Source organism: Corynebacterium senegalense (assembly GCF_900411315.1).
Lineage (GTDB): Bacteria > Actinomycetota > Actinomycetes > Mycobacteriales > Mycobacteriaceae > Corynebacterium > Corynebacterium senegalense.
The window spans coordinates 1,078,872-1,092,757 of the sequence record NZ_LS990887.1 but is presented as its reverse complement, the minus strand read 5'-3'; the positions used below and the strand labels follow the sequence as shown (position 1 = coordinate 1,092,757).

Here is a 13,886-nt window from a genome sequence, read left to right as displayed (position 1 = left end):
GTGTACGACTCCACCGACCCCACCCGCATCCCCCGGGTCACGGCAGCCCTCCAGAGGGCGTGGGAGGGCCAGCCCGACCTCACGCTCGGCGCCCTCATGGGTGTGCTCACCAACCGCGGCATCGGCTGGGGCAGCACGGACGCCGAGATCGTCGAGGAGCTCGCCCGCATGGAGGCCGAACACCCGTCGCTTCTCGACGCCACCCCGGCCCACCCCTACCTCATCTCGACCACATCCCCGGGGCGCCTCGTCACCGTGACGGACGGGCTGGTTGTGGTACGCGATTCCGAACGGGCGCGGGCGATGCCCGCCCTGTGGCGCTACGACTCGCTCCGGCGCACGGGCCCCGGCCGCCCCCTCGTCGTGCGGGATGCGGAGGGCATCGAGCACAGGATCGGCGTGGTCCGCCTCATCACCAGGCTCGACGCAGAGGCCGCCCCGCGCCTGAGCGGGCTGGTCCGGGCAGAGGTGGGCGGCCACATGTGGCTCGTGGCTCTGGAGGGCGGGGCGCGGGTGGCCGTCGGGCGGCGCATCCGCGTCTGGGAGCCGGCCCGGAGGGACGTCGGTTACAGAGCGTTCTCGTGGGAGCGTGTCCTGGAGGCGCGCGAGGGGGCGGAGATGGTGGTCGCACCGGCGGGCGGCGGGGCGCCGCTGACCCTCGGGAGGGTCGAGCGGTGCGTGCTCATCGAGGGGGAGAGCTAGGCGCTGATCCGGTCGAGCTCGAGCTTGTAGACGGTGTCAATGTCCACGCCGCGGCAGGCCTCGCAGAAGTCCCGGTCGGTGCGCTCGATGAGCTCGGCGACCTCGGCGAAGCTGTAGTAGGGGTCCGCCACGATGCGGAACGTCGCGGTCGGCCGCGCCCCGACCAGGGCCGCGGCGGCGGAGGCGCGCTGGACAAGCGGCGAGGACTCGACGTGCTGGCAAGCCGCCTCGGCGATGCGCTGAACGTTGAGCACCGTCGAGCCGTGCTTCGGGTCTGCGGGTTCGGCCTCCCGGTTGTTGAAGCCCCGGTTGCGGATGTTCGCGAGCACGAACCACAGGCCCAGGAGGATCGAGAGAACCAGTGCGACGATGAGCGCCGTGAGGTACCAGCCCTCGGCGGGCAGCGCGGCCATGCGGTCCCGGCTGAGCCGGTGTAGCGGGCCCGAGACGTAGGGGACATCCCAGTAGAGCGCGGCGGGAACGAGCCCCGCGACGACGAGGGCCAGGCCGGTGAGGAAGACGACCAGCCGGTTGAGGGTGGCGAGCGCGCGGGTCACAGGATCGCCTCCTCGGTGCGGGTCGGGCGAGGCGTCAGGCGGACGTCGATACGCGGCGGGCGTGCAAGACCCGCGAACTGCTCGGCGAGGGACTGCTCGAGGTGCTCCCGGAGGGCGTCGCCGCGGCCGTCGTCCTGCGCGCGCACGCTCAGCTTCTTCCGCGTCGCCTGGGAGCGGATGTGGTGCGCGCCCGTCCGCTCCTTGGCCGTGTACGTGGCCATGCGCGCGATGTCGACGGGCCGCAACCAGATCGAGGTCTCGGAGCCGTAGCGCACGTGCGTGCGCGGGCGGGGGTTGAGCGCGGCGATCGCGAGCACGAGGCCGAGCACCGCCACCGCGATCCCGGCCGCCACCGACGCGGGCCCGACCGGCACCTGGGCCAGCCAGCGGAAAAACGAGCCGACCCACGAGTCGTGGGGGCCGTCTGTCTGCAGGTGGAACCACAGGTCGCGGCCGACAACGCCGGCGAGCGCGAGGAGGAGCAGGCCGACGGCGACGGTCAGCCACTGCACGGCGGACAGCCCGCGGGGCTCGGCGCCGGGGCGCGGGCCCGCCGTGGGCTCAGCGGGAGAGGTCATGGTAGTTCACCACCGGGTTGATCGAGATCTGCGATAGCGGGGCGGGCTCGGGCGCGGACACGCTGCGCACGGGGGAGGGCGACACCTTCACCGGGACGCGCGGAGCGGGCTTCACGACGACAGGAGCAAGCCTCGCCGGCTCCGGCACCGCGAGCGGCGCGAGGCGGACCGGGGGAGGGGTGTGCGGCGAGCGGGGAGTGGCGGGCTCGGGCGCCGCGACGGGGCGCGGGGAGACCGGGTCGGGCAGGAAGCCCGCCACGCGCACGGGCGTAGGGGCCGGCGCGGAGGGGTGGGCGACGGTGCGCGAGGACGGGGAGCCCCTGATCTCCGCCAGCGGCGCCGCCGGGCGCGTGGCGGGCGAGGTGACGCCGAGCGCCGGAACCTCGATGGGGCGGGGGTCGATGCCGACCGGGTGGCGCTGAACCTGCTCGGCGGTCACGCGCCCGTGCGCGCCCTGGTCGGCGCTCTCGGCGCCCTCGGCGCGGGCGTCCGCCACTGTAACGTTCACGCGCACGACGCTCAGCCCGGTCAGGGCCTCGACCTGCGCGATGACCGCGGCGCGCACCGCGTCGGTCACGGCGACGACGGGGGAGGGGTAGCTCACCGCCAGTTCGACGTCGACGGCGGCCGCCGAGGCTACGTGGTCGATGCGCGCCTCCACCCGGGGCAGCCCCCTGCCCGCGAGGCCCGCGAGCTTGGAGTCGAGGGCGACGGTGCCGGGCACGCCCTGGGCGGCGGCCTCGGCGATGCGCGCCACAGCCCGCTCGTTGAGGTGGAAGGACGAAGAGGACATCAGCTGCGTCCCCGTCCCGAGGTGGCGCTGATGAGGGCGGCGAGGTCGAGTTTGCCGTCGAGCTGGGCGCCCACAACCCCGCCGATGGCGGCGAAGAGCACGAGCCACATCAGCCCGATCCAGCCGCCGAAGGTGACGAAGAAGGCGACGATGATGCCCAGGAGAACGCCGAGGGCCACCTTGTTGGAGAGGAAGTTCATTACGGTACCACTTTCCGGAGAAGTTCTTTACTGCGCGTCGCTCACGACGACGTCCACGTAGTCCACCCCGGTGGCCGAGGCCACCGCGAGGCGCGCGTCCTCCGCGACCTCGTGCACCTCGCGGGCGGAGGAGACGTCGAAGACGAGGTGGACCTCCAGGCCCCTGCGCCCGTCCCGCGCGGAGGGGCGCATGCCCTCGATCCGCGTGCCCGGCAGCAGGAGGCCCACCTCCCCGAAGCGGCCGCGGTCCAGGCGGGCCACCCCGGGAACGGCGAGCGCCGCGTCGCGGGCGCGCGCGGCCGCGGCCGGGGAGACGAGGGGGGAGTCCACGGCTACTGGTCCAGGCGGGCGGCGTCGGAGGACGGCTCGGCGGCCTCGGAGTCCTGGCCCGGGAGGTGGACGTCGTGGACGGTGACGTCGACGCGGTCGACGACGAGCCCGGTCATGCGGGTGATCGCCACGGTGACGTTCTCCCGGATCGCGTTGGCGAGCTCGTGAATCGCCACGCCGTACTCCGCGATGATGGCGACGGCGACGGAGGCGTGGCCCTCCTCCACAACAACGTTGACGCCCTGCTGGACGTTGGTGGAGGACGTCAGGGACTCGCGCACGGCACCCCACATGCGGGCGGCGCCGCCCCCGAGGTTGTACACGCCCGACACCTCGCGGGCGGCGATGCCCGCGATCTTGCCCACCACGTTGTCGTCGATGACAGTGGTGCCGTGGTCCGTCTCGAGGTTCTCGTTGCGGGGACGGGTGGGTGCCGGGGTGGCGGGTGCCGCCGCCTCGCCGCCGACCGGCTTCGGGTTCGTGTTCTCGGCCATTGCGATCCTTCCGGGAAGTGTCGAAGAGTATGAAGATGAAAACTGCGAGGTCAGCGGTGCCGACCGGGCCCGTCGCGGCGACTGCGGTGGACGCCGTTTCCGCCGGTCGGGGCCATACACGGACAGGCTACACAGGGTCGCCGGGGCCGGCGCGGAGGCGAAGGCAATTGGTATGAAGTTGAGACGTTCGGGGTGGCGTCGAAAAGCGTGTTGCATATTCGTGAGCAGCGTGTTTTAATAGCGGGGTTGCCTTAACACGGCGCCGCGAGGCGCGGTGGTTTGGTGAACATGACACCTTCGTAACGAGGGTCCCGCCCAGCGGGAACCGGAGAAGGGCCATGGCAAATAAACAGCGGCAGTACGCAAGGGTCACGCGCCCTTCCGAGTCTGACACCCGAGCGCCGGCACCACGCCGACTCTCAGGCGGAAGCACTGATACAGCACGATGTTTTGTTGCCGTGCGTCTCACCTCCCGGATGTGTCACGACAGTCAGAAACGACACTGGCGTTGAGCCAAGGGCCCAGCCCGGACAACGTTATAGAGAAACTAGAAGCTACAACCCCACCGCTTCGACACGAATGTGGGGATGCGAGGAAGAGGTAAGCGTGGCGGGACAGAAGATCCGCATCAGGCTCAAGGCCTACGACCACGAGGCGATCGACGCATCCGCGAAGAAGATCGTCGAGACGGTCACCCGCACGGGTGCCCGCGTCGTTGGACCGGTGCCGTTGCCCACTGAAAAGAACGTGTACGCCGTTATTCGTTCTCCCCACAAGTACAAGGACTCTCGCGAGCACTTCGAGATGCGCACCCACAAGCGCCTCATCGACATTCTCGACCCGACGCCCAAGACGGTCGACGCGCTCATGCGCATCGACCTGCCGGCCAGCGTCGACGTGAACATTCAGTAATCGCCCCCCGGGCGCGATTGCCGAAACATCACTGAAACACGAAGCAGCAACGAGATCCCCCAACTTTCAGTGGAGAACCAACACATGTCTGACAACCAGATCAAGGGCATTCTGGGCAAGAAGCTCGGCATGACCCAGATCTTCGACGAGGAGAACCGCGTTATCCCGGTCACCGTCGTCGAGGCTGGGCCGGCCGTGGTCACCCAGATTCGTACCCCCGAAACCGATGGCTACTCCGCCATCCAGATTGCTTACGGCGACATCGATCCCCGTAAGACCAAAAAGCCGCAGGCTGGCCACTTCAAGAAGGCCGGCGTGAACCCGCGTCGCTACGTCACCGAGATCCGCATGGACGACACCTCCGCGTACGAGGTCGGCCAGGAGATCACCGCGAACATCTTCGACGGCGACACCTACGTCGACGTCGTCGGCACCACCAAGGGCCACGGCTACGCCGGCGCCATGAAGCGCCACGGCTTTGCCGGCCAGGGTGCGTCCCACGGTAACCAGGCGGCTCACCGCCGCGTCGGTTCCATCGGTGGCTGCGCCACCCCGGGTCGCGTTCTGAAGGGCACCCGCATGGCTGGCCGCATGGGCGGTAACCGCGTTACCACCCAGAACCTGAAGATCCAACGCATCGACGGCGACAACAACCTGATCCTGATCAAGGGCGCCATCCCCGGCGCCAAGGGCAGCGTTGTTACCGTCAAGACCGCAGTGAAGGGCGGTGCTCACGCATGACGAACCTGACGCTTGACGTCCACACCGCTGACGGAAAGACCAACGGTTCCGTAGAGCTTCCGGCGGAGCTTTTCGACCGCGAAGCCTCCATCCCCCTGATGCACCAGGTTGTCACCGCACAGCTTGCTGCTTCCCGTCAGGGCACCCACGCCACCAAGACCCGTGGCATGGTCTCCGGCGGCGGCAAGAAGCCGTTCCGCCAGAAGGGAACCGGCCGGGCCCGCCAGGGCTCGATCCGCGCTCCGCACTTCACCGGCGGCGGCACCGTCCACGGTCCGCAGCCGCGTTCCTACGCGCAGCGCACCCCCAAGAAGATGATCAAGGCCGCTCTCGCCGGCGCCCTCACCGACCGCGCCCGCAACGAGCGCATCCACGTCGTTGAGGACCTCGTCCCGGGCCAGACCCCGTCGACGAAGTCCGCCCGCGCCTTCATCGAGCGCCTGACCGACCGCAAGAGCGTTCTGCTCGTGATCGGCCGTGAGGACGTCAACTCCCGTCTTTCCGCAAGGAACCTGCCGGGCGTGCACATCCTTGAGCCGGCTCAGCTGAACACCTACGACGTGCTCAACGCCGATGACCTCGTGTTCTCGGTGGAGGCACTCCACACCTTCGTCAGCGCCGCCACCGGCGCCGGCGCTGCAGCAGTGGAGGAGGATAAGTAATGGCCAAGATCGCCAACCCGCGTGACATCGTCATCGCCCCGGTCCTCTCCGAGAAGACCTACGCGCTGATGGAGCAGAACACGTACACGTTCCTCGTGAACCCGTCTGCCAACAAGACCCAGATCAAGATTGCCGTGGAAGAGATCTTCGGCGTCGACGTCGCTTCGGTGAACACCGCCAACCGCGAGGGCAAGCGCAAGCGCTCCCGCACCGGTTTCGGCAAGCGCAAGGACACCAAGCGCGCCTACGTCACTCTCCGCGAGGGCAGCGACTCCATCGACATCTTCGGCGGCGCAGCCGTCTAAGTGACTCGATAGAAAAGGACACATTATGGCTATTCGCAAGTACAAGCCGACAACCCCGGGTCGCCGCGCCAGCTCCGTTTCCCAGTTCGAGGAGCTCACCCGCTCCACGCCGGAAAAGTCCCTGCTGCGCCCGCTCCCGAAGAAGGGTGGCCGCAACCAGCACGGCCACATCACCACCCGTCACCGCGGCGGCGGCCACAAGCGCCGCTACCGCGTCATCGACTTCCGCCGCTCCGACAAGGACGGCGTGCTGGCCAAGGTCGCTCACATCGAGTACGACCCGAACCGCACCGCCAACATCGCGCTGCTGCACTACCTGGACGGCGAGAAGCGCTACATCATCGCGCCGAAGGGCCTGACCCAGGGCACCATCGTTGAGTCTGGCGCCAACGCCGACATCAAGGTGGGCAACAACCTGCCGCTGCGCAACATCCCGACCGGTACCACCATCCACGCAGTGGAGCTCAAGCCGGGCGCCGGCGCCAAGCTGGCCCGCTCGGCCGGTGCCTCCATCCAGCTGCTGGGCAAGGAAGGCTCCTACGCCGTCCTGCGCATGCCCTCGTCGGAGATCCGCCGCGTGGACATCCGCTGCCGCGCGACCGTTGGCGAGGTCGGCAACGCCGACCAGATCAACATCCGCTGGGGCAAGGCCGGCCGCATGCGCTGGAAGGGCTGGCGCCCGACGGTGCGCGGTGTCGTCATGAACCCGGTCGACCACCCGCACGGTGGTGGCGAGGGCAAGACCTCGGGTGGCCGCCACCCGGTGTCGCCGTGGGGCCAGAAGGAAGGCCGCACCCGCAACCCGAACCGTTACTCGAACAACATGATCGTGCGCCGTCGCCGCGCGAACAAGAAGCGCTAAGAGGAGGTAAACAGACATGCCACGCAGCCTTAAGAAGGGCCCGTTCGTCGATGAGCACCTCCTCAACAAGGTGGACGCTCAGAACGAGGCCGGCACCAAGCAGGTCATCAAGACCTGGTCCCGCCGCTCGACCATTCTCCCCGACTTCATCGGTCACACCTTCGCCGTCCACGACGGCCGGAAGCACGTCCCGGTGTTCGTCGACGAGTCCATGGTCGGCCACAAGCTCGGCGAGTTTGCACCAACCAAGACCTTCAAGGGTCACGTCAAGGAACAGAAGGGACGTCGATAAGCAATGGCTGAGACCATCACCACTGCATCCGCGACGGCCAAGTTCGTCCGCACTTCCCCGATGAAGGCCCGCCGCGTGCTGGCTCTCGTCCGCGGCAAGTCCGTAGCCGAGGCCCTCGCCATCCTGAAGTACGCACCGCAGGGCGCCGCCAAGCCGGTGGCCAAGGTCGTCGCTTCCGCGGCCGCCAACGCCGAAAACAACTTCGGCCTGGACCCGCGCACCCTGGTCATCTCCGAGGCCTACGCCAACGAGGGTCCGACGATGCGCCGCTTCCAGCCGCGCGCCCAGGGCCGCGCCTTCCAGATCCGGAAGCGCACGTCGCACATCACCGTTGTTGTCGAGTCCAAGGAAGGGGCTAAGTAATGGGCCAGAAGATTCACCCACACGGCCTGCGCCTGGGAATCACCGCCGACTGGAAGTCCCACTGGTACGCCGACAAGAACTACGCCGACTACGTCGCTGAGGACATCAAGATCCGCGAGTTCCTGTCCAAGGGCCTGGAGCGCGCCGGCATCGCCGACGTCGTCATCGAGCGCACCCGCGACCGCGTCCGCGTCGACATTCACACCGCCCGCCCGGGCATCGTGATCGGCCGCCGCGGCGCCGAGGCTGACCGCATCCGCCGCGAGCTCGAGAAGCTCACCGGCAAGATGGTCGCCCTCAACATCCTCGAGGTCAAGAACGTAGACGCCAACGCTGCCCTGGTGGCCCAGTCCATCGCCGAGCAGCTGGTCAACCGCGTCGCCTTCCGCCGCGCGATGCGCAAGGCTATCCAGTCCGCAATGCGCAACCCGCAGGTCAAGGGCATCAAGGTGATGACCTCCGGCCGTCTGGGCGGCGCCGAGATGTCCCGCGTCGAGCGCTACCACGAGGGCCGTGTGCCGCTGCACACGCTCCGCGCGGAGATCGACTACGGCATCGCAGAAGCACACACCACCTTCGGCGTCATCGGCGTCAAGGTGTGGATCTACAAGGGCGACGTCGTCGGTGGCGTCCGTGAGTCTGAGCTCAACGCTCCGTCGAACGAGCGCCGCGGCCGCGGCGACCGCCGCCCGCGCCGCGGTGGCCAGCGTCGCCAGCGCGCAGAGCAGAAGCAGGAGGGCTAAAACATGCTTATTCCTAAGCGCGTTAAGTACCGCCGCCAGCACCGCCCGACCCGTCGCGGCGTGTCCAAGGGTGGCAACACCATCAACTTCGGTGACTATGGCCTCCAGGCTCTCGAGCCGGCCTACATCACCAACCGCCAGATCGAGGCCGCGCGTATCGCGATCAACCGCCACGTCAAGCGCGGCGGCAAGGTCTGGATCAACATCTTCCCGGACCGCCCCCTGACCCAGAAGCCGCTCGGCGTGCGTATGGGTTCCGGTAAGGGTCCCGTGGAGAAGTGGGTGGCCAACGTTAAGCCGGGCCGCATCCTCTTCGAGATGTCGTACCCGAACGAGGAGACCGCCATGGAAGCTCTGCGCCGCGCCGGCGCGAAGCTGCCGTGCAAGGTTCGCGTCATCAAGAAGGAGGACCAGTTCTAATGGCTAACGGTACCCCCGCATCCGAGTTCCGCGAGCTCAACGACAACGAGCTGCGCACCCGCCTGTCCGAGGCGAAGGAAGAGCTGTTCAACCTGCGCTTCCAGCTCGCCACCGGCCAGCTGACCAACAACCGCCGCATCTCCACCGTCAAGCGCGACATCGCACGCATCTACACCGTGCTGCGCGAGCGCGAGCTCGGCCTGTCCGTCGTCCCGGGAGCTGAGGCATAACCATGACTGAGGCAAACGTGAACGAAAACCAGAAGGAAAAGGGCCTGCAGAAGCGCCGCCGTGGATACGTCGTGTCCAACAAGATGGACAAGACGATCGTCGTCGAGGTTGAGGACCGCAAGTCCCACGGCCTGTACGGCAAGATCGTGCGCACTACCAAGCGCGTGAAGGCCCACGACGAGAACAACACCGCCGGCATCGGCGACCTCGTCCACATCGAGGAGACCCGCCCGCTGTCCAAGGACAAGCACTTCCGTCTCGTGGACATCATCGAGAAGGCCCGCTAAGCGCCGCCCGATCGAGCAACAAAAAGCCCCGCCCCGTGCGGGGCTTTTTGCTTGTCGACGCCCCCTCGCGCCCCAATTCACTGAAAGTTCACCCGGTTGTTCGTGCCCCGCCATGTCGCCGCCCTACGGTTCACATTGTTTTGCTGTTAATCCGATAGGCGGCGCCGCCGCGAGAGTACGGGGAGATACACCATGGCCATCCGGGGTCTGAACCTGCTGTTCCAGTCCAACCGATCGAAGCTGACCTGCACCTACAAGTGCGGCAACGCCTGCTACGGCGAGTGCACCAACACGTCGGACAACGAGTACTTCGGCGACACCGTCTCGCGCCGCGGCGTCCTGCGCGCCTTCGGCCTCGGCGTGGTCACCGTCGGCGGCGGCGCGGCCCTGGCCGCGTGCGGGGCGGGGGAGTCGGGTGCTTCCTCCACCGGGGCGGCCTCCGGGTCGTCGACAAGCGGCTCCGGCTCCTCCTCTGCCGACGTCAAACCGCTGGAGGGTATGCAGTTCGACAGCGTGGCCCCGAACACCGACGACTCCGTGGTGGTGCCGGCCGGCTACGCCACCGGCGTGCTCATCGCCTGGGGCGACCCCGTCTACCAGGATGCCCCCGAGTTCGACCCGATGAACCAGACCGCGGTGGCCGCAGCGCGCCAGTTCGGCTTCAACAACGACTTCGCCGGGCTCATGGACCACCCGACGGACAAGGAGCGCCTGCTGTACGTGTGCTCGCACGAGTACACCACCGAGCCGCAGATGTTCCCGAACTACGACGCGGAGAACCCGACCGACGAGCAGATCAACATCGGCATCGAGAGCCACGGCCACACCATCCTCGAGGTGTCCAAGGTGGGCAAGACCGGCGAGCTGAAGCGCGAGTTCGGCCCGCTCAACCGCCGCATCACGGGCACCACCGAGTTCACCCTCACGGGCGCGGCGGCCGGCTCCGAGCTGCTCAAGACCAGCGCAGACCAGAGCGGCACGAAGGTGTACGGCACCTTCAACAACTGCTCCGGCGGCATGACCCCGTGGGGCACCATGCTCTCCGGCGAGGAGAACATCGACCAGTACTGGGCGAACGCGGAGGCGGTCAAGGACGGCCGCGCCGCAGAGGACGTGAAGCGCTTCGGCGTGAAGGAGGGCGCCTCCGAGCGCAAGTGGGAGCGCCTGCACGACCGCTTCGACCTGGCGAAGGAGCCCAACGAGTTCAACCGCTTCGGCTGGATGGTGGAGATCAACCCGCAGGACCCCGCCTCCACCCCGGTCAAGCACACCTCCATGGGCCGCTTCAAGCACGAGGCGGGCAACGTCCACGTGACCAAGGACGGCACCGTGGTGTGCTACTCCGGCGACGACGCGCGCTTCGAGTACATCTATAAGTTCGTCTCCTCCAAGAAGATCGTCGAGGGCGACATGGCCCACAACATGACCATCCTCGACGAGGGCACCCTCTACGTCGCCTCGCTGAAGGGCAACTCGCCCGAGGGCGAGATCGCCGGCGACGGCGCCCTGCCGGCCGACGGCCGCTTCGACGGCACCGGCGAGTGGCACAAACTGCTCACGGCAACGGCCGACGGGGCCGAGTCGCACGTCGAGGGTTTCACGGCCGAGGAGGTGGCCGTCTACACCCGCCTCGCCGCCGACGCGGTCGGCGCGACGAAGATGGACCGCCCCGAGGACTTCCAGGCCAACCCCGTCACCGGCAAGGTCTACCTCGCCCTGACGAACAACTCCTACCGCGGCGCGTCCGGCGAGAACGCCAAGAAGAGCAAGGAGGACGTCAGGGAGTACGCCCCGATCCGCGAGAACAAGAACGGCCTCGTCATGGAGATCGAGGACGACCACGCGGGCGAGAAGTTCACCTGGAACCTGCTGCTGGTCTGCGGCGACCCGGAGGCCGCCAGCTCCTACTTCGGCGGCTTCGACAAGACCAAGGTTTCGCCGATCTCCTGCCCGGACAACCTCGCCTTCGACACCTACGGCAACCTGTGGATCTCCACCGACGGCAACGCGCTGAAGAGCAACGACGGCCTCTACGCCGTCGGCCTCGAGGGGCAGAACCGCGGCCAGGTGAAGTGCTTCCTCACCGTCCCGGTCGGCGCCGAGACCTGCGGCCCGATCGTCGACGAGGAGCGCGTGATGGTCAACGTCCAGCACCCGGGCGAGTCCGACGACGCCACCTTCGAGCAACCCGGCTCCCACTGGCCCGACGGCGGCAACAAGGTGCCGCGCCCCGCGGTGGCGGTGACGTGGCGCAAGGACGGCGGCAAGGTCGGCGTCGAGGGCTGAGGCCCCGGCGGGAATAAATGATGACGTGTCCACGTTGTTGAGGGCATGAAGTCATTCGGATTCCTCTCATTCGGCCACTACGCCCTGCCCGGGCAGGCGGGCCCGGGCGCGAAGCAGACCCTGCAGGACACCGTCGAGATCGCCAGGCAGGCGGACGCGATCGGCGTCAACGGCGCCTACGTGCGCGTCCACCACTTCGCCCCGCAGTTCGCCTCGCCCGTCGCGCTCTTGTCCGCGATGGCCGCGGTGACGAAAAACATCGAGGTCGGCACCGGCGTGCTGGACATGCGCTACGCCAACCCGCTGCAGCTCGCCGAGGACATCGCCACGCTCGACCTGCTTTCCGACGAGCGCGTGGCCCTCGGCGTCTCCCGTGGCTCACCCGAGCCCGCCGACAAGGGCTGGGAGGCCTTCGGGTTCACCGCTGCTGCCGACAACGGCGCCGACTTGGCCAGGCGCAACTTCGAGCGCTTCATGGCCGCCCTGCGCGGCGAGGGCGTGGCCACCTCCGCGCCCCTGGAAAAGCAGTACCCGCGGATGTACCACCCGGGCATCCCGCTGCCCGTCATGCCCCACGCGCCGGGTGCGGCGCGCCGCGTCTGGTGGGGAGCCGGGTCCTTCGACTCCGCCGAGCAGGCTGCCCGCGACGGCGTGAACCTCATGAGCTCCACCCTCATCAGCGAGGCCGACGGGTCCTCCCTCGGCGAGCTCCAGGCCCGGCAGATCCAGCGCTACCGCGACACCTGGGCGGAAGCGGGCCACGACTGGCAGCCCCGCGTCTCCGTCTCGCGCAGTATCTTCCCCATCGTCGACGAGCAGTCCCGCCGCATGTTCGGGCTGCAGGGCGGCGCCGAGCAGATCGGCTCGCTGGGGGAGGGCCGGCAGGTCACCTTCGGCAAGACCTACGCGGCCGAGCCCGACGCAATCATCGAGGAGCTCGCGGCCGACCCGTCGATCCAGGCGGCCGACACGCTCATGCTCACCATCCCCAACCAGCTCGGCGTGGACGCCAACGTGAAGATCCTCGCCGACTTCGCCGAGCACATCGCCCCCGCGCTCGGCTGGGTCCCGGCGGGCAGCTAACTTTCGCCGCCAGCGAGGCGGCGCAGCCGGTGGAAGTGGTCCACCGGCCCGTTGCCGTGGCCGACGTGCAGGGCGTCCGCGTGGACTATTGCCTCGTGCAGCCAGTGCGAGGCCCACTCGGCGGCTGCGGCGGGGGTGGCGTCGAGAAGCATGCGCGTGGCCAGTGCCGAGGAGAGCGAGCAGCCGGTGCCGTGGGTGTTCGCCGTGTCCACGCGGGGCAGGTCGATGACGTGGGCCGAGCCGTCGGCGGAGACGAGCGCGTTCGAAGCCACGGGTCCCGTGAGGTGGCCGCCCTTGACCAGCACGTCGACGCCCGCGGCCGCCGCGTAGCGCGCGCCCTGCTCGACGGCCTCCTCGAAGGTCGCGGCGGGCGCGGTGCCGAGCATCACCGCCAGCTCCGGGATGTTCGGGGTCACCACCGTCGCGTGCTCGCGGATGAACTCGCGCACCGCCTCCTCCGCGTCGGCGCTGAGCAGCCGGTCGCCGGAGGTGGCCACCATGACCGGGTCCACGACCACCACGCCCACCGGGTGGAGGCGCAGGAATTCGGAGACGGTGCGCGTCACGGTGGCGTTGCCAAGCATGCCGATCTTCACGGCGTCCACCTCGACGTCGTCGAACACCGAGGAGAGCTGTGCGGTGAGGAAGGACTGCGGGGGAGTGTGGATCTCCTGCACGCCGCGGGTGTTCTGGGCCAGCAGGGAGGTCACCACCGCCATGCCGTAGCCGCCCGCCGCGGCGATGGATTTGAGGTCGGCCTGAACCCCCGCGCCGCCGGTCGGGTCGGTGCCGGCGATCGAGAGGACCCTGGGTTGCTGGAGCTGCTGAGACATGCCTCCATTTCTATCGCATCGGCACCGCATCAAGGGCCACCGAGATTTGGGTTCCGCGCAGGCAGTGTGGTTAAATACCACAGTTGCCTGGAACTGGTCGGGGTGGACGCGCGTTTCCGAGTGAAAGCCCCGAGACCCTTCGGCACCGCACGGCCTGATGGCCGACGGGGTCCGTCGATAAGCTTCAGGCGAAAAGCTAAGTGACCACGTGCG

Annotated in this window: 20 protein-coding genes and 1 pseudogene; 14 read left to right on the top strand and 7 right to left on the bottom strand. The window is 68.4% G+C overall.

What is annotated here, in order from left to right:
- Nucleotides 1–702: a hypothetical protein gene (locus DYZ02_RS05375; protein WP_115685324.1), complete on the top strand. Its 702-nt coding sequence runs from the start codon at nt 1–3 to the stop codon at nt 700–702.
- Here DYZ02_RS05375 and DYZ02_RS05370 read toward each other — a convergent pair.
- The 6 genes from DYZ02_RS05370 to DYZ02_RS05345 are packed head-to-tail and all read right to left on the bottom strand — an operon-like array spanning nt 699 to nt 3,654.
- Nucleotides 699–1,259 carry a hypothetical protein gene (locus tag DYZ02_RS05370; RefSeq protein ID WP_115685323.1) on the bottom strand — a complete coding sequence of 187 codons (561 nt, stop codon included), beginning with the start codon at nt 1,257–1,259 and terminating at the stop codon, nt 699–701. The genes DYZ02_RS05375 and DYZ02_RS05370 overlap by 4 nt on opposite strands.
- The gene (locus DYZ02_RS11335; RefSeq protein WP_181896897.1) at nt 1,256–1,837 is read right to left on the bottom strand and encodes a DUF6286 domain-containing protein; all 582 of its coding nucleotides are present in this window, start codon (nt 1,835–1,837) and stop codon (nt 1,256–1,258) included. Before DYZ02_RS11335 ends, DYZ02_RS05370 begins: the two co-directional genes overlap by 4 nt.
- A complete protein-coding gene (locus tag DYZ02_RS05360) occupies nt 1,821–2,630 on the bottom strand; it encodes an Asp23/Gls24 family envelope stress response protein (protein WP_115685321.1) in 810 nt (269 codons plus the stop codon). The genes DYZ02_RS11335 and DYZ02_RS05360 overlap by 17 nt, the downstream gene beginning before the upstream one ends.
- A complete protein-coding gene (locus tag DYZ02_RS05355; RefSeq protein WP_115685320.1) occupies nt 2,630–2,830 on the bottom strand; it encodes a hypothetical protein in 201 nt (66 codons plus the stop codon). Before DYZ02_RS05355 ends, DYZ02_RS05360 begins: the two co-directional genes overlap by 1 nt.
- Nucleotides 2,831–2,857: 27 nt before the next feature.
- Nucleotides 2,858–3,160, bottom strand: a complete 303-nt coding sequence (locus DYZ02_RS05350; protein ID WP_115685319.1) for a hypothetical protein — start codon at nt 3,158–3,160, stop codon at nt 2,858–2,860.
- 2 nt (nt 3,161–3,162) lie between these two features.
- Entirely contained in the window at nt 3,163–3,654 is a 492-nt protein-coding gene (locus DYZ02_RS05345) for an Asp23/Gls24 family envelope stress response protein (RefSeq protein WP_115685318.1), read from the bottom strand.
- A gap of 606 nt (nt 3,655–4,260) precedes the next feature.
- On the opposite strand from DYZ02_RS05345, the gene rpsJ reads away from it, so the two are divergent.
- The 13 genes from rpsJ to DYZ02_RS05280 all read left to right on the top strand — a co-directional run bounded on the left by rpsJ (nt 4,261) and on the right by DYZ02_RS05280 (nt 12,840).
- Nucleotides 4,261–4,566 carry a 30S ribosomal protein S10 gene (rpsJ, locus tag DYZ02_RS05340; RefSeq protein ID WP_003848085.1) on the top strand — a complete coding sequence of 102 codons (306 nt, stop codon included), beginning with the start codon at nt 4,261–4,263 and terminating at the stop codon, nt 4,564–4,566.
- A gap of 84 nt (nt 4,567–4,650) precedes the next feature.
- On the top strand, nt 4,651–5,307 hold the full coding sequence (gene rplC / locus DYZ02_RS05335) for a 50S ribosomal protein L3 (protein WP_115685317.1): 657 nt from the start codon (nt 4,651–4,653) through the stop codon (nt 5,305–5,307).
- Nucleotides 5,304–5,969, top strand: coding sequence for a 50S ribosomal protein L4 (gene rplD, locus DYZ02_RS05330; RefSeq protein WP_115685316.1), 666 nt, complete (start codon nt 5,304–5,306; stop codon nt 5,967–5,969). The genes rplC and rplD overlap by 4 nt, the downstream gene beginning before the upstream one ends.
- Nucleotides 5,969–6,274 carry a 50S ribosomal protein L23 gene (gene rplW, locus DYZ02_RS05325; protein WP_115685315.1) on the top strand — a complete coding sequence of 102 codons (306 nt, stop codon included), beginning with the start codon at nt 5,969–5,971 and terminating at the stop codon, nt 6,272–6,274. The genes rplD and rplW overlap by 1 nt, the downstream gene beginning before the upstream one ends.
- 25 nt (nt 6,275–6,299) lie before the next feature.
- The gene (gene rplB / locus DYZ02_RS05320) at nt 6,300–7,136 is read left to right on the top strand and encodes a 50S ribosomal protein L2 (protein WP_115685314.1); all 837 of its coding nucleotides are present in this window, start codon (nt 6,300–6,302) and stop codon (nt 7,134–7,136) included.
- Nucleotides 7,137–7,152: 16 nt separating this feature from the next.
- On the top strand, nt 7,153–7,428 hold the full coding sequence (gene rpsS / locus DYZ02_RS05315) for a 30S ribosomal protein S19 (protein WP_018017481.1): 276 nt from the start codon (nt 7,153–7,155) through the stop codon (nt 7,426–7,428).
- 3 nt (nt 7,429–7,431) lie between these two features.
- The gene (gene rplV / locus DYZ02_RS05310; RefSeq protein ID WP_115685313.1) at nt 7,432–7,791 is read left to right on the top strand and encodes a 50S ribosomal protein L22; all 360 of its coding nucleotides are present in this window, start codon (nt 7,432–7,434) and stop codon (nt 7,789–7,791) included.
- Nucleotides 7,791–8,534, top strand: a complete 744-nt coding sequence (rpsC, locus tag DYZ02_RS05305; protein WP_115685312.1) for a 30S ribosomal protein S3 — start codon at nt 7,791–7,793, stop codon at nt 8,532–8,534. Before rplV ends, rpsC begins: the two co-directional genes overlap by 1 nt.
- 3 nt (nt 8,535–8,537) lie before the next feature.
- The gene (gene rplP, locus DYZ02_RS05300) at nt 8,538–8,954 is read left to right on the top strand and encodes a 50S ribosomal protein L16 (RefSeq protein ID WP_115685311.1); all 417 of its coding nucleotides are present in this window, start codon (nt 8,538–8,540) and stop codon (nt 8,952–8,954) included.
- On the top strand, nt 8,954–9,184 hold the full coding sequence (rpmC, locus tag DYZ02_RS05295; protein WP_115685310.1) for a 50S ribosomal protein L29: 231 nt from the start codon (nt 8,954–8,956) through the stop codon (nt 9,182–9,184). Before rplP ends, rpmC begins: the two co-directional genes overlap by 1 nt.
- A 2-nt stretch (nt 9,185–9,186) precedes the next feature.
- Nucleotides 9,187–9,471, top strand: coding sequence for a 30S ribosomal protein S17 (rpsQ, locus tag DYZ02_RS05290; RefSeq protein WP_115685309.1), 285 nt, complete (start codon nt 9,187–9,189; stop codon nt 9,469–9,471).
- 192 nt (nt 9,472–9,663) lie between these two features.
- Nucleotides 9,664–11,757, top strand: a complete 2,094-nt coding sequence (locus DYZ02_RS05285; protein WP_115685308.1) for a PhoX family protein — start codon at nt 9,664–9,666, stop codon at nt 11,755–11,757.
- Nucleotides 11,758–11,802: 45 nt separating this feature from the next.
- Nucleotides 11,803–12,840 (top strand): LLM class flavin-dependent oxidoreductase, encoded by a 1,038-nt coding sequence (locus DYZ02_RS05280; RefSeq protein ID WP_115685307.1) that lies wholly within the window; start codon nt 11,803–11,805, stop codon nt 12,838–12,840.
- Nucleotides 12,841–12,854: 14 nt separating this feature from the next.
- On the opposite strand, the pseudogene thiD reads toward DYZ02_RS05280, so the two are convergent.
- Nucleotides 12,855–13,703: pseudogene (thiD, locus tag DYZ02_RS05275) on the bottom strand (bifunctional hydroxymethylpyrimidine kinase/phosphomethylpyrimidine kinase); the annotation flags it as partial.
- Between the last annotated feature and the right edge of the window lie 183 nt (nt 13,704–13,886).

Excerpts from the sequence above, each read along its gene's own strand:
- DYZ02_RS11335 (WP_181896897.1), bottom strand. The coding sequence starts at position 1,837 with ATGACCTCTCCCGCTGAGCCCACGGCGGGCCCGCGCCCCGGCGCCGAG.
- DYZ02_RS05360 (WP_115685321.1), bottom strand. The coding sequence starts at position 2,630 with ATGTCCTCTTCGTCCTTCCACCTCAACGAGCGGGCTGTGGCGCGCATC.
- DYZ02_RS05355 (WP_115685320.1), bottom strand. The coding sequence starts at position 2,830 with ATGAACTTCCTCTCCAACAAGGTGGCCCTCGGCGTTCTCCTGGGCATC.
- DYZ02_RS05345 (WP_115685318.1), bottom strand. The coding sequence starts at position 3,654 with ATGGCCGAGAACACGAACCCGAAGCCGGTCGGCGGCGAGGCGGCGGCA.
- rplC (WP_115685317.1), top strand. The coding sequence starts at position 4,651 with ATGTCTGACAACCAGATCAAGGGCATTCTGGGCAAGAAGCTCGGCATG.
- rplD (WP_115685316.1), top strand. The coding sequence starts at position 5,304 with ATGACGAACCTGACGCTTGACGTCCACACCGCTGACGGAAAGACCAAC.
- rplW (WP_115685315.1), top strand. The coding sequence starts at position 5,969 with ATGGCCAAGATCGCCAACCCGCGTGACATCGTCATCGCCCCGGTCCTC.
- rplB (WP_115685314.1), top strand. The coding sequence starts at position 6,300 with ATGGCTATTCGCAAGTACAAGCCGACAACCCCGGGTCGCCGCGCCAGC.
- rpsS (WP_018017481.1), top strand. The coding sequence starts at position 7,153 with ATGCCACGCAGCCTTAAGAAGGGCCCGTTCGTCGATGAGCACCTCCTC.
- rplV (WP_115685313.1), top strand. The coding sequence starts at position 7,432 with ATGGCTGAGACCATCACCACTGCATCCGCGACGGCCAAGTTCGTCCGC.
- rpsC (WP_115685312.1), top strand. The coding sequence starts at position 7,791 with ATGGGCCAGAAGATTCACCCACACGGCCTGCGCCTGGGAATCACCGCC.
- rplP (WP_115685311.1), top strand. The coding sequence starts at position 8,538 with ATGCTTATTCCTAAGCGCGTTAAGTACCGCCGCCAGCACCGCCCGACC.
- rpmC (WP_115685310.1), top strand. The coding sequence starts at position 8,954 with ATGGCTAACGGTACCCCCGCATCCGAGTTCCGCGAGCTCAACGACAAC.
- rpsQ (WP_115685309.1), top strand. The coding sequence starts at position 9,187 with ATGACTGAGGCAAACGTGAACGAAAACCAGAAGGAAAAGGGCCTGCAG.
- DYZ02_RS05285 (WP_115685308.1), top strand. The coding sequence starts at position 9,664 with ATGGCCATCCGGGGTCTGAACCTGCTGTTCCAGTCCAACCGATCGAAG.
- DYZ02_RS05280 (WP_115685307.1), top strand. The coding sequence starts at position 11,803 with ATGAAGTCATTCGGATTCCTCTCATTCGGCCACTACGCCCTGCCCGGG.